The organism is Frigoribacterium sp. PhB24, assembly GCF_003755185.1.
Taxonomy (GTDB): domain Bacteria; phylum Actinomycetota; class Actinomycetes; order Actinomycetales; family Microbacteriaceae; genus Frigoribacterium.
In genome coordinates this window covers 55,868-69,121 of record NZ_RKIC01000014.1, presented here as the reverse complement: position 1 = coordinate 69,121, position 13,254 = coordinate 55,868, and the positions used below count along the sequence as shown (strand labels likewise).

General features: G+C 66.2%; 11 protein-coding genes. 1 reads left to right on the top strand and 10 read right to left on the bottom strand.

Annotation, left to right across the window (positions count from 1 at the left end):
- Nucleotides 1-63 precede the first annotated feature (63 nt).
- The 5 genes from EDF50_RS13390 to EDF50_RS13370 all read right to left on the bottom strand — a co-directional run bounded on the left by EDF50_RS13390 (nt 64) and on the right by EDF50_RS13370 (nt 5,284).
- Complete coding sequence (locus EDF50_RS13390; RefSeq protein WP_123520023.1) at nt 64-573, bottom strand: DUF1269 domain-containing protein; 510 nt, start codon at nt 571-573, stop codon at nt 64-66.
- Between the two features lie 146 nt (nt 574-719).
- Entirely contained in the window at nt 720-2,021 is a 1,302-nt protein-coding gene (locus tag EDF50_RS13385; RefSeq protein ID WP_148076841.1) for an MFS transporter, read from the bottom strand.
- A 158-nt stretch (nt 2,022-2,179) separates the two neighbouring features.
- Nucleotides 2,180-3,208 (bottom strand): class II fructose-bisphosphate aldolase, encoded by a 1,029-nt coding sequence (fbaA, locus tag EDF50_RS13380; protein ID WP_123353555.1) that lies wholly within the window; start codon nt 3,206-3,208, stop codon nt 2,180-2,182.
- Between the two features lie 73 nt (nt 3,209-3,281).
- The gene (glpX, locus tag EDF50_RS13375; protein WP_123353556.1) at nt 3,282-4,226 is read right to left on the bottom strand and encodes a class II fructose-bisphosphatase; all 945 of its coding nucleotides are present in this window, start codon (nt 4,224-4,226) and stop codon (nt 3,282-3,284) included.
- A 44-nt stretch (nt 4,227-4,270) separates the two neighbouring features.
- A complete protein-coding gene (locus EDF50_RS13370) occupies nt 4,271-5,284 on the bottom strand; it encodes a zinc-binding dehydrogenase (RefSeq protein WP_158612722.1) in 1,014 nt (337 codons plus the stop codon).
- A 263-nt stretch (nt 5,285-5,547) separates the two neighbouring features.
- Between EDF50_RS13370 and EDF50_RS13365 the strand changes: the two genes are divergently transcribed.
- Nucleotides 5,548-6,294 carry a GntR family transcriptional regulator gene (locus tag EDF50_RS13365; RefSeq protein WP_158612721.1) on the top strand — a complete coding sequence of 249 codons (747 nt, stop codon included), beginning with the start codon at nt 5,548-5,550 and terminating at the stop codon, nt 6,292-6,294.
- On the opposite strand, the gene EDF50_RS13360 is transcribed toward EDF50_RS13365, so the two are convergent.
- The 5 genes from EDF50_RS13360 to EDF50_RS13340 all read right to left on the bottom strand — a co-directional run bounded on the left by EDF50_RS13360 (nt 6,291) and on the right by EDF50_RS13340 (nt 13,202).
- A complete protein-coding gene (locus EDF50_RS13360; protein WP_123520021.1) occupies nt 6,291-7,658 on the bottom strand; it encodes an FGGY family carbohydrate kinase in 1,368 nt (455 codons plus the stop codon). The two genes, EDF50_RS13365 and EDF50_RS13360, sit on opposite strands and share 4 nt — an antisense overlap.
- A 136-nt stretch (nt 7,659-7,794) precedes the next feature.
- On the bottom strand, nt 7,795-9,210 hold the full coding sequence (locus EDF50_RS13355; protein ID WP_123353560.1) for an FGGY family carbohydrate kinase: 1,416 nt from the start codon (nt 9,208-9,210) through the stop codon (nt 7,795-7,797).
- 61 nt (nt 9,211-9,271) lie between these two features.
- On the bottom strand, nt 9,272-10,717 hold the full coding sequence (locus tag EDF50_RS13350) for an L-fuculokinase (RefSeq protein ID WP_123520020.1): 1,446 nt from the start codon (nt 10,715-10,717) through the stop codon (nt 9,272-9,274).
- Between the two features lie 14 nt (nt 10,718-10,731).
- Nucleotides 10,732-11,571 (bottom strand): class II fructose-bisphosphate aldolase, encoded by an 840-nt coding sequence (locus tag EDF50_RS13345; RefSeq protein WP_123520019.1) that lies wholly within the window; start codon nt 11,569-11,571, stop codon nt 10,732-10,734.
- 269 nt (nt 11,572-11,840) lie between these two features.
- Nucleotides 11,841-13,202 carry an MFS transporter gene (locus EDF50_RS13340; RefSeq protein WP_123520018.1) on the bottom strand — a complete coding sequence of 454 codons (1,362 nt, stop codon included), beginning with the start codon at nt 13,200-13,202 and terminating at the stop codon, nt 11,841-11,843.
- Between the last annotated feature and the right edge of the window lie 52 nt (nt 13,203-13,254).

Sequence of the window (13,254 nt, the reverse complement as noted above, 5' to 3'; positions counted from 1 at the left end):
CGAGGCGGTCTCGTTCTCGAAGAGCCTGCCGATCACGAGGTCAGCGGGTGGGCTCGCGTCGGGTCAGTCGCGGTCGGCGTCGGGAGCCGGGACGGATGCGAAGAGGTCGGCGACGCTCGTGTCGACGGGGACGGCGACGATCCGCTCGGCGTCGAGGGACTCGAGCACTCGGCGTGCGCTGGCGACGGTGTCCGTCGCGAGCTCGAACACGACGACGGATTCACGGGCCCCCAGGGAGGCGCCGAGCTCACGCAGCTCCGCGTCCTTGAACCCGACGTCGCGGAGCTTCGAGGCCAGAACGCCGATGCCGCTGCCTGCGAGCACGCCGAGGGGTCCTCCGATGAGGCCGATCGCTCCGCCTACGAGTGCTCCCCGCCCGGCTCCCCAGTCCTTGGTCTCCATGAAGCGGGGTGTCCCGTCCGACTTGACGGAGAGGATTGCTGTGTTCCCGATCTTGCCTGGGTGCGCGACCGTGACGGCAGCGCCTGCACGGGAGCCGCCATCGGGCGTGCTGAACGACGCGGCGAGGATCTGGCGGGTGGTGGCTCGGTCGTGTTCCGTGGTGGTGCTCATGATGGGCTCCTTCTCGTGGCGCCGGCACCTGCCGGCTCATGGGACCACTCTGATGGAGTTTGCGTCGGTCGACGTCGTCCCGAGGAACGGTCTCCGGGTAGTCCTGTGGCAGTACGTCTCGCGAGACGTACTGGCCGATCCGTACCTCAGCTGCTCGAGGTGCCCGCTGGGACGGACTCGCGTGCTGGTTCCTGTCCCGGGTCCTGCGGTGTCTTCAACACGAGCGTAGCCACGGCAGCGAGGAGGTAGAGGGCCACGAAGACCCAGATGATCACGGCCATGTTGCTCACACCGCCGAGGAGTCCGACGAGGACAGGGCCCACGAAGGCCGACAGGCCCGCAGCGAGCGTGTAGACGGCGAGAGCGCTGCCCTTGTCTTCTGTCTTCACCATGGAGGGAACGAGAGCCGTGAGCGGGACGAAGCCCGCCAAGCCGATGCCGAAGACGGCCCAGCAGAGCACAGCGACCGCGAAGTTCGGGCCGACGGCAAGGGGCACGTAGTAGAGCAGCAGTGCCCCTACGGCGCAGGTGACGCAGCCGAACCAGGTCACGGTCCGCTTCCAGCCGAATCGGTCTCCGATGAGGCCGAATGCGAGATTCGCGAAGATGTTGGCCGTGTAGACGATGGTCACGATCTGCAGGTACTCGCCCTGTGAGAAGCCCACTTCGTTCGTGAAGAAGAACGGAGCGACGATGAACAGGGCGAAGTTGGGTGCCGTGTTCACGAGACGGGCGAAGGCGCCGGCGCTCACTCGTGGCTCGCGCCACAGGATCGAGAGGCCCTTGTCCATCTCGTGGAGGGGGCTGGTGCCGGGCGCCCCGAGCGGGCCTGCGAATGTGCGTTCCCGGACGCCTAGCAGGGCCACGACGGCGCCTATGGCAACCAGTCCGGCAGACAGCCACAGGGTTCCGAACTCACCGAAGACAGGAATCGACGCCGAGGCAACGAGCGAGCCCAGCGTGGGGAGGCCTGCTCCGAAGACGAACCAGAACCACCCGACGGAGCTTCCACGCTGATGCGCCGGCGTCGCGGCGTTGATCCAGACCAAGAACGCGTAGGCGAAGAAGGGATACCCGATTCCCCGGATCGAGTAAGCAACGACGGCCACCCAATGGACGTCCATCCCCACCCCGACCCCGAGGAACAACGCCTCGAAGACGACCCAGTTCAGGGCTCCGATGAACATGACCCGGCGCGGTCCGAGAATGCTCGAGAGCGTGCCGGCGAGCCACGAGCCGATCGTGACGAAGATGCCGTAAAGGCTGATCGTGATGGCGGCGGCAGACTCGGAGAAGCCCTCCGAATCGACCAGGAACGGCGACAGGTAGTTCGATTCGACGCCGTCACCCACCATGAAGAGCAAGACTCCGACGAATCCCCAGAAGAGGGGCGCGGGGATGCCGGCTCGATCAACGAGGCGCGCAGGGGCAGACAAGGTTGTGGTCACGTGATGTTCCCTTTCGTCAACGGCGACGGGACCACGCTAAGCCAAAAAGTACGGACTGTACAGACAATACGAACAACACGGACGGACGTTTCACTGCAGAGAGAAGACCCCGCAGCGAACGACTGCGGGGCCTCTCGTGTCGGACCGGGAGGTGCGGGTCAGCTGCCCGACTGGCCGAACGAGCCGAGCTGCCGGGTGGCCTCGACCACGCGCGCGGCCATGGCGGACTCGGCGACCTTGCCCCAGGCGCGGGGGTCGTACTGCTTCTTGTTGCCGACCTCGCCGTCGGCCTTGATGAAGCCGTCGTAGTTCTTCAGGACCGTGTCGGCGATCGAGCGGCTGAAGGCGTACTGCGTGTCGGTGTCGAGGTTCATCTTGACGACGCCGTTCGAGACGGCCTCGCGGATCTCGGCGTCGGACGAGCCTGACCCGCCGTGGAACACGAGTTCGAGGGGCTTCTCGGCCGTGCCGAAGCGTTCCTGGATGCCCTGCTGGATCTCGCCGAGCAGCTCGGGGCGGAGCTTGACGTTGCCGGGCTTGTAGACGCCGTGGACGTTGCCGAAGGTGAGGGCGGCGATGTAGCGGCCGTTCTCGCCGAGGCCGAGGGTCTCGACGGCGCGGGTCACGTCGCCGACGGTCGTGTAGAGCGCCTCGTTCGAGCCCTCGTGCTGGACGCCGTCCTCCTCGCCGCCGACGACGCCGATCTCGACCTCGAGGATGGCGTTGATCGCGGCGGTGCGCTTGAGCATCTGCTGCGCGATCTCGAGGTTCTCGTCGAGGGGGATGGCCGAGCCGTCCCACATGTGCGACTGGAACAGCGGGTTGCGGCCGGCCTTGACCTCTTCCTCGCTGGCGGCGATGAGGGGCAGGACGAAGCCGTCGAGGGCGTCCTTCGGGCAGTGGTCGGTGTGCAGCGCGACCGTGACGGGGTAGTTCTTGGCGACCTCGGTCGCGAACTTCGCGAACGCGATGGCGCCCGCGGCACGGTTCTTGACCGTCTGGCCCGCGAAGTAGTCAGCGCCGCCCGTCGTGACCTGGATGATGCCGTCGCTGCCGGCCTCGGTGAGGCCCTGGAGCACGGCGTTGATCGTCTGCGACGACGACACGTTGACCGCGGGGTAGGCGAACCCCTTGTTCTTCGCCTTGTCCAGCATCTCGGCGTACTGCTCGGGGGTTGCGACGGGCATGCGTTCTTCTTTCTGATCGTCGTGCAGCAGCGGGGACGCAGCCCCTGCCTCGTTTGTCTCTGGTTGCTGTTGCTTATTCCGTGTCGCTGTACCACTTCGAGACGAGGTGGTCGGCCTCGACGCGGCGGATCGTGCCCGAGTGCGAGCGGAGCACGATGCTCGACGTGCGGATCATGCCCTGCTTGCGCTTGACGCCGGCGACGAGCGCGCCGTCGGTGACACCAGTGGCGACGAAGTAGGCGTTGTCGCCCTTGACGAGGTCGTCCTGGTCGAGCACGCGGTCGAGGTCGTGACCGGCGTCGATCGCCTTCTGGCGCTCCGCGTCGTCCTTCGGGGCGAGGCGCGTGAGGATGAGGCCGCCGAGCGCCTTGACGGCGCAGGCCGTGATGATGCCCTCGGGAGTGCCGCCGATCCCGACGCACATGTCGATGCGCGAGTCGGGGCGGGCCGCGTTGATGCCGCCGGCGACGTCGCCGTCGAGCAGCAGGCGGGTGCCCGCGCCGGCGGCGTGGATCTGCTGGATCAGGTCGGCGTGACGCGGACGGTCGAGCACGGCCACCTGGATGTCCTCGACGGCGAGGCCCTTGGCGTCGGCGAGGGCGCGGATGTTGTCGCCGACCGGCTTGTCGAGGTCGATGACGCCGATGCCCTCGGGGCCCGTGACGATCTTGTCCATGTAGAAGACGGCGCTGGGGTCGAACATGCTGCCGCGGTCGCTCACGGCGATCACCGACAGGGCGTTCATGCGGCCCGCGGCGGTGAGGCTGGTGCCGTCGATCGGGTCGACGGCGATGTCGCAGGCCGGGCCGAAGCCGTTGCCCACGTGCTCGCCGTTGAAGAGCATCGGCGCCTCGTCCTTCTCGCCCTCGCCGATCACGACGACGCCGTCGAAGGCGACCGTGCCCAGGAACTTCCGCATCGCGTCGACCGCGGCGCCGTCGGCGGCGTTCTTATCGCCCTTGCCGATGAACGGGGCGCTGCGGATCGCGGCGGCCTCGGTCGCCCTCACCAGCTCCATGCCGAGGTTGCGATCAGGGTGCGTGTATGACTCCGGCTGTTCGCTCACGCGGTCACCTGCACCTTGATCTGGTCGGGGCTCTTCGCTGCGGTCAGTGCCTCTGCGTAGTCCTCGAGCGTGAACGTCGCAGTGACGAGGCTCTTGAGCTCGTCCTGAAGATCGACCATGCGTTCGGCCGATTCGCCGTACTTCTCGGCCAATGAGTTCGAACCGATGATGCTCAGTTCCTTTGCGAACACCTCGTAGGGGTTCAAAGCGACTGTCGCGGTGGGGGAAGCCACGCCCATCTGGACGAGCCGGCCGCGGGGACCGAGGGAGGAGATCGCCTGTGAGATCGCGACGGGATGTCCACTCGCGTCGAGGGCCAGATCGAAGACCTTGTTGTCGAGGTCGTCGGCCGACGCCACTGCCTGAACAGCTCCGAGTTCGAGCGCGGCGTTGCGGCGGGCCTCGTTGGGCTCGACGACTCGGATGCCCGTTGCCCCCTCGGCGCGGCCGAGGATCACAGCCATCAGCCCGATCGACCCAGCTCCGAAGATGACGAGCTCCTGCTCCTTCCAGTCCGGCACTCGCTCAAGGGCGTGGAGGACGCACGCGAAGGGCTCGATCAGGGGTGCCGCACCGTGACTGATGGAGGTGTTCAAGGGGAAGACGATCTCGCTGGGAACGGCGACGAACTCAGCGACAGAACCGTTGATGGCCACGCCGACGGGAAGGATGTTCTGGCAAAGGTTGGTTGCCCCTCGGAGGCACCACGTGCACTTGCCGCACGACACGTTCGGGTTCACGCCCACGTAGTCGCCCTCTTGGACGGAGGTGACGCCCGCGCCGACTTCCGTCACATAGCCGGCGAATTCGTGGCCGGGAACGACGGGGAACCGCCCGTGCGGGTAGTCACCGGAGATGAGGTGGAGATCGGTGCCGCACACGCCCGTGCCGACAGGGGCGATGACGACCCATCCTTCTTGCGCCGTAGGCACGGGCAGGTCCTGGATCTCGATCCCACCTGCGCCATCGGCCACCGCGGCTCGCATCGTCTTGCTCATGTTGATCTCCAAACTTGATCTGAGACAGAGGGGCCGCCGAGTTCGATGCGCGTCACGACGCTGGGATGCCGGGGCCGCGCTTTCTCGGGGCTTGTTCCGCATGCTTCTGACTGTCCTGCGAGGACATCGCTGTTCTCGTGAAGATGTGCCTGCACACTCGCTTCCGCGTGATCCCAAAATAGCCGATCTTGTCCGCCTTGTCGATGCTGTACGTACAGTTCCGCCGTCGTGGGCGATTGATGGCCCTGTACGCTTCCAGGCAAAGGAGAGTGGCCGTGACGCAGACCATCGATCGCCAGTCCCCAGTTCCGTACTGGGAGCAACTATTCGGCATTCTTCGGGACGACATCGTCAGTGGAAGGTATCCGGCCGAGGAACGACTCCCGAGTGAGCTCGAGTTGGGTCGGCAGTTCGCTCTGTCACGAGCAACGATCCGCCAGACGTTGTCCAACCTCGAAGCCGAGGGCTTCGCGAAGCGTGTCCCGCGTCGAGGTGTCTTCGCCTCGCTCCCGACTGAGCCCTCGGGGTGGACTGTCGAGCAGGGCTTCCTGGAGTCCCAGATCCATCACGGCAGAACTGGCATCGAGACCAAGGTCGTCGACGCCGCGTTCGTGGTTCCTGCTCAGCACGTCGCCGAGGCCCTCGGCATCGACGCCGGGGCGAAGGTCTTCGCCCTCCAGCGTGTTCGTTCCCTGGACGGGCGCGTGACCATGTTCAGCACCAACTGGTTCCCGGAGGAACCGGCACGAGTCATGTCGACGGCGCCCCAGGTGCTCGATGGTTCGGGATCGGTGAACGAGACTCTTGCCGCTGCGGGCTTCACGGTGCACGGCGGGCATCGCGTCCTCAGGGCGATGAGGGCTCCCGAGAACGTCGCGAAGCACTTGGGCGTCACGTCCAGCGACCCGGTCCTTCGTGTGCGGTCATCGTCGTGGGCTCAGGGCGACAAACGATTCGACTACTACGAGACGTGGGTGTTGACCGACATCGTTCCCCTCGAGGTGCACATCTCAGCCAGCTAGTTCTCCTGACGGCCAGCAGCGGCGCCAGCGGAACCTTGCAAGGCCTCCTGAGCGTCGGGGGTCCAGCCGATCCCCGTGGCGGCCAAGAGCGCAGCGCTCACCCCCGTGAGTTCTGGTTCGGTGATGAGTCTCGGGCTGAACCCGTTCACGGCGGTCTTGATGGCGACCCAACCAGGCGACCGAGCCCACCCGCCGGCTAGCCAGACATCGGAGCGCGCTGTTCGATCCGTGTCAGCACTTGGTCGGATGTCCCTGACGGCCTCTCGGCCGGCCACTGCGAGTGCTCCGAGCACGGCTGTTGCTCGAGAGCGGGAATCGCTGGGGGCATCTAGCGCGTAGGCAGGCGTCCCGCCGCCACGTCGGCCCGGAATGAAGTGCCCGGCTTCCAGGATCGAGTCGATGGGAGCGGCGCCGTGGAGAAGGCGCTGGATCTGCCCCGCCACCTCGGGGTCTTGCGACGCCCACTGGACGTTCCTCGCTAGTTCTTCTACCCGCAGGAAGGTGAATCCTGGGGTGTCGATGCTGGGGGCGATGTCGAAGTGACGGCGCGCGGGGTGAGTCGAGTGAGTGGGCCGAGCAACGATCACTTCTGCTGTCCCCATGGAATCGAGGACAGCGCCTGCGCTCAGCTGTTCTGCGCCCCAACCGGCGATGAGATGATCGTGTCCACCCACGACGACGACGGCGTCGCGTCCGAGGACTCCCTCGTCACGCAGCCGCTGAGAAAACAGCGGTCCCGCCAGGTGTCCTGTGGGGCGGACGGGGGGAAGAAGATCTACTGACCCGAGCGTGAAGCCGATCCTGGACGACGACCACACGTGTTCTCGGGAACGCCGTGCACCGGTCCGCGACGCGAGGGACTCGCTCATGAACGGGCGACCCGTCCAGCGAACCGCGGGAAGATCCGTGAGCGCGACCCAGTGGGCGGCGTCCTCGGCACCTGCCTCACTGCGGGCCCATGCCCACCCGACCATCGTGCGAGCCGGATCGCTGTCGACGTCGAAGCTCTCGTCGGACCCTAGGAGCGGCGAGAGCTCGCGGAAGATCGACTGTCGTCGCGGGTCGAACCACGCGAGCGGGGCCGAGACTCCGTGACCATCGTGGTCGACGAGGATGCCGTCCTCACCGATGCCGGCAGTGCACACCCCGACGACCGAGAAGTGGCTGCTGCACGCCTCGATGATCATGTCCTCGATGCACCTCAGGAGACCGTCGACGTCGACGGACAACCCCAGTTCATCGCGGGGCGTCGTGCGGACCACCCGAGCTACGACAGCGCCGTGACGATCCAGGACGATCACCTTGACGTTGCTCGTGCCGACGTCCACTCCGCAGACGACGTCCGTGCGCGCCCCATGGGTCATCAGCGCACCTTCCTCGGGTCCTCGTTCGTCGCCGAGAAGTGCTTCGGGCGTGAGGGTCGAGGGCTGATGACAAGGATACCGATCAGGCGTCTGCCGCCCACGGAGACTCTTCGGTCATCGAGGTGGGTCAGTGGCGTCAGTACCCCAACGCGGCTTTCGCCTTCTCGTGTTGCTCGTTGATCTGCTCCTCCAGGGGCCGAGGGACGAGTTCGGAGATGGAGATGGGCCAGGCGGGGAAGTCGCCGGTGAGCGCTGCGGCGGCTTGCATGGCTGCACCTTTGGTGACGTACTCGTCGAGCAGTGGCACGTAGACCGGGATGTCCACCATCTCGCTCAGGATGGCTTGGACTGCGACGCTCTGGGCTGCGCCGCCGATGAGGAGGAGTCGTTCAGGTTCGACGCCGCAGGAGCGCAGCGCTGTGAGCATCTCGACTTGGCTTGCCAGGGTGCCCTCGATCACTGCTCGAGCGAAGTTCGCTCGCGTGAAGTTCGTGAGGGACGCTTCGTGGAGCGAGCCGCGGGCGTGGGGAAGGTCGGGAGTCCGCTCGCCTTCGAAGTACGGCAGGAGGGTGAGTCCTTCGGCGCCTGGGGGTGCGGAGAGGGCCAGCTGTGCGAGCTCGTCGTACGTGCAGCCGAGGAGGGCTGCGCCGAGGTCGAAGTTGCGGGCGGCGTTCAGGGTGGCCACGAGGGGGAGATGGTGCCCGGTGGCGTCGGCGTAGCTGCATACGTAGCCGGCAAAGTCGTGGACCGGTGTCGCGGTCTTGGCGTAGACGACTCCCGAGGTGCCGAGGGACAGCACGGCGTCGCCTTCGTCGAGGCCGAGAGCGAGAGAGGCCGCAGCGTTGTCTCCACTGCCGACGCCGATGGGGATGCCCGCAGGGATGCCGGGAATGTCGGTCCCTGTCACTCCTGCTCGGTCGAGCGGGCCGAGAACTCGGGGGAGAAGAGCTGGTTTCCCCAAGGCAATCTCGAAGAGGTCCATGCAGTACTCGTTGGTCTCTCCCGACCAGTAGCCCGTGCCGCTCGCCTCGGAGCGGTCGGTCGTCAGGTGTTCGAGCCCACCGTCGCCGACGCCGAATCCCATGAGCCGCCACGTCAGCCAGTCATGCACGATCGCCACTGCCTCGGTACGGAGGGCTGCCTCGGGGTGCAGATCGCGGAGCCAACGCAGCTTCGTCACGGTGTCGGACAACGTCAGAGGCAGGCCGGTGCGCCTGATCCACTCGTCCTTGCCCAACTCGTCGTTCAGATCGCCCATGTGGGAGTGGGAGCCTGTGTCGTTCCAGAGGGGTGAGTCACAGACGACCGCTCCCTGGCCGTCGAGGAAGATCGGGGTGTGCTGTTGACCGCTGACGGCTATCGCAGCGACGTCGTCCAGACCGCCCGCACGGCGAACGGCAGTGAGCAGGGCCGTCCACCAGGACTCCGGGTCGATGATCGTGCCTGGGGGGTGCGATGCCTTGCCCTCCCTGACGGTCTCTCCGCTGTGGAGGTCCCTGACCGTCACCTTGCATGCTTGCGTCGATGAATCGACTCCTGCGACGAGCACCATTGCGTCCCCTTGTGTGTGCGGCTTCATGAGATCTCGTTGATCGGGCAGAACGGGCGGCGGCTCATGAGGGCACGCCCTTGAGGTAGTCCCACCGCTCACGGACTCGGTCTGCCCATGCCTGGATGCGAAGGCTGCGTTGCTGATCATCTGCCACCTCGAACGGGTCACACGAGAGCCAGGCACCCGCTTCCCCGGAAGCCAGCGACTGCGCACCTCGGGAGACGACTTCAGGAAAGGTCGACACGCTCAGGGGTGTCCCGAGGAGGTCGGCCTTGAGCTGCAGCCAGAGGAGGTTCTGGCTCGCGGGCCCGATGACCTTGATGCGCGTCGGAGCGGCCCTGAACAGCTCGAGGACGTCCCGGAACTGCAGCACCATCCCGAGGAAGCACCCGAGGATGATGTCATCCGAGGTCGTCGTCGAAGAAAGCCCCGCGAGGATGCCTCGAGCCGACGCATCCTTCGTAGGAGGCGGGCTGCCCCGGAACTGAGGCAGGAACAGAGGCGCCGCATCCAGATCGACATTCCCAGCGACGTATCGAGCGTGGATGCCAGCGATGCGTCCGGTGATCGTCTCGGCGTCGAGGTCCAGCATGGTCTGCAGGGTCGCGAACGCGGAGCCACCCGTGGGTATGGACGCGAACAGGGTGAAGCCTTCTCCCGTGCAGGAGATGCCGTTCGCGAGCTTGGAAGCGGCGAAATTGTCGTCGAGGCTCGGAGAGTCGCGGAGGAAGAGGAGGCCTTCGGTCGTTCCTGTGGAGTTGAGGAGTTCACCGGGCAGGAGTTCTGCACCGACGGCGCCGACCATGTGGTCGTGCCCGGCCACGTGCACGACGACGTCTGGCGAGAGCCCTGATGCTGCGGCGAAGGCCGGGTCCATGCCCGAGCCGGACGAAGCAGGGCGCAGCTCGGGGAGGACCGACTTCTGCAATCCCAGCTTCTCGAGTACCTCCTCCGACCATGAGCTGCTGGCGAGGTCGAGGGCCATGGTGCGACTGGCGAGGGAGGGCTCGGCCCAGCGCTGTCCCGTCATGCGGGCGGCCAGGTACTCGGCGACGTTCAGCCACTGGGCGTCCCCGAGGCCGCCTGCTGCCTGGTGAACAGCCCATGCGATCTTGGACAGGCCGTAGTTCGCGTTCACCGGCAGGCCCGTCACCTCGTAGATGCGGGCCCGCGCCGACGCGTCGAGCGAGTCCAGATACGGTGCGCCGCGATGGTCGTGCCACAGGACCATCGGTGAGGCCAGCGTGCCGTCTGATCGAACGAGGCCGCCGGATTCGCCGACGGCCGTGACGGCGATGCGGGCGACCGAGGTGCGCTGCGGGTCGCTCAGGTCCCCGGCGAATGCGAGGACAGCGTCGACGACAGCGTCCACGTCATAGATCTCGCCCCATGCGTCTGGCAATGTCGGCGTCGGGACCCGCCCGGATTCGAGGAGGCGACCTCCAGCATCGAAGAAGCAGAGCTTGATGCTGGTGGTCCCTACATCGACGGTGATCGTAGGAAGCACGACGAGATCCTCGCTCAGTTGACGGCGGGGTTGAACGTACGGATGCGGCCCTCGACGACATCGGAGATCGCGGCGACGGCGTCCTTGGACACGCGGATGAGGGATGCTTCTCGCGGGTTGGCCGCGTACGCCTCGCCGAAGGATCGGATCATGGCGTTTCGCAAGTCGCTGGCGACGTTGACCTTGACGACGTTGAACTCGTGGAGACGAGCGAGCTGCTCGTCAGGGAGGCCGGATCCTCCGTGGATGACCAGGGGCACGGGGCTCGCGTCCCTGACCTGGCCGAGGAGCTCGAAGTCGATCTTCGCGTTCGGGACGAATCCGTGCTGGTTGCCGACGGAGACTGCGAGCATGTCGCAGCCGACTGCCTCGACGAACTCCTTGGCCTGGACAGGGTCCGTGTGCGCAGCGAACTCAGGAGCGACGTCGTCCTCCTTGCCGCCGATGCTGCCCAGTTCTGCCTCGAGGGCGAGGTTCCGAGGTGTCATCTCTCGGGCGATGGACGAGGTCTTGACGTTGTCCTCGAACGAGGCCTCGGAGTCGTCGATCATGATCGACGTGAAGCGGGCCATCAGTGCGGCGTGCACGGCCGAGAGGGACTTGCCGTGGTCGAGGTGGAGCGCCACCGGCACCTTCGAGGACTCCAGGCGGCGGGCGACCATGTCGTAGATGTATTCATAGCCGGACAAGGAGACGTTCGTCGGGGCTACCTGGATGAAAGTCGGGACACCGACCTTGTCGACCGCGTCGAGGATGCCGAGGGTCGTCTCGAGGTTGGTCGTGTTGAACGCGCCGGCGACGAGTCCTCGCGAGGAGCACTCCTGGATGACGTCGATGCCGCTTACGAGAGCCATGGAGAGTCCTTTCGATGGTGGGTACCTGGTCACCAGCGATTCTCAGAGCGATGCTCGGCAGTGAGTCAGGATGCCGCCTCGCAGTGAGGTGCGAGGCGCCTGTCCCGTGGGGGCAGCTATCTGCTGCTTTTGACAAGCCTAGGGCGTTCAGTACGCCCCGTCCAGTCTGTACGTACAAAACGAACGATCAGTCACGGAGAGCAGCGACGAGACGACGCACCACCCGGCCCGTGTCGGGCCGGGTGGTGCGTCGTGAGTGGCGGTCGAGATCAGGCGGTCGCAGCGCCCTTGCCGTTGTTCGGAGTCTCGACGATGCCTTCTTCGACGGCGCCCTGCAGCGTCCCGCCTTGTTCGACGACTCGCTGAGCGCTCTCGGGAACGCGAAGCCAGCGGACCGAGATGCCGGCCAGGACGTAGAGGGCCGCGAAGATGATCGTCACGCCACCGGCGCCGAGGGGTGCAAGGAAGATGGCGACGATGGCGGGGCCGACGAAGGTCGCGGCTCCGGCGCCGAGGTTGAGGACGGCGATCGAGTTGCCCTTCTGGTTGGGGGCCATGAGGGACATCAGCACCGAGATCGGCGTGAAGCCGGCGAGCGTGATGCCGAAGAGAGCGGCGCACAGGGCGGCTACCCAGTACTGGTCAGTGACGTACTGGGGGAGGAAGTAGAAGGCCAGCACGGCGACGGCGCTGCCGATGCAGCCGAACCAGCGGAGGGTGCGGTGCCAGCCCATCCGATCGCTCAGGACTCCGAAGAACAGGTTGGCGAAGATGTTCGAGGCGCCCAGGATGAAGACCAGCTGCAGCCAGCCGGACGTGCCGAAGCCGAGGTCGTCGGCGAAGATCGCCGGGAAGAAGACGAACAGGCCGAACTGCGGTGCCGTGTTGACGATGCGGACCAGGCAGCCGAGGCCCACGCGGGGGCTGGTGAAGGCGATGGCGATGCTGTTGACCAAGCTGTGCCCCGTGGAGACGCCGGGTGCTGCCAGGCGGCCGCCGCCCTGGGCCTTCCGCAGCCCTACGAGGGCGAAGATGCCACCCAGGATGACCAGCCCGAGGGACAGCCAGAAGGTGTTGTAGGCGCCGAGCAGCGGAATCGATCCGCTCGCGACGAGCGATCCGAGGGTGGGGAGCCCGCCGGTGAAGGCGAAGTAGAACCAGCCGACAGCCGAGCCCAGGCGGTGTGCAGGACTGGCCCCCAGGATCCACACGAGGAAGCCGTAGGCGAAGAAGGGGTAAGCGATCCCTCGGAGGCCGTAGATGACGAGCATCAGGGGGTAGCTCTCGCTCGGCAGGGCCACAGCGAGGAACAGAACTTGAAGAGCGGCCCACAGGACGAGACCGATGATCATGACCCGCCGCGGGCCCCACACGTCGGACAGGGCGCCGGACAGCCACGACCCGAGGGTGACCATGAGTCCGTAGACGGAGATGATGACGGCTGCGTTCGTCTCCGACCCGGCGCCGTTGTCAGCGAGGTAGGGGGCGATGTAGCCGGACTCGACACCGTCGCCGATCATGAAGAGCAGGAGGCCTACGAAGCCCCAGATCAGCGGTTTCGGTAGGCCCATCCGCTCGATCACGCCGTTGGAGCCGGGACCGCCGGTGCGGATTGTCGTCGTCGTTGACATCGTGACCCTTCAAAGTTTTCTCGTGCGTCATCGGGGGAGCTTTGAGTGCAGC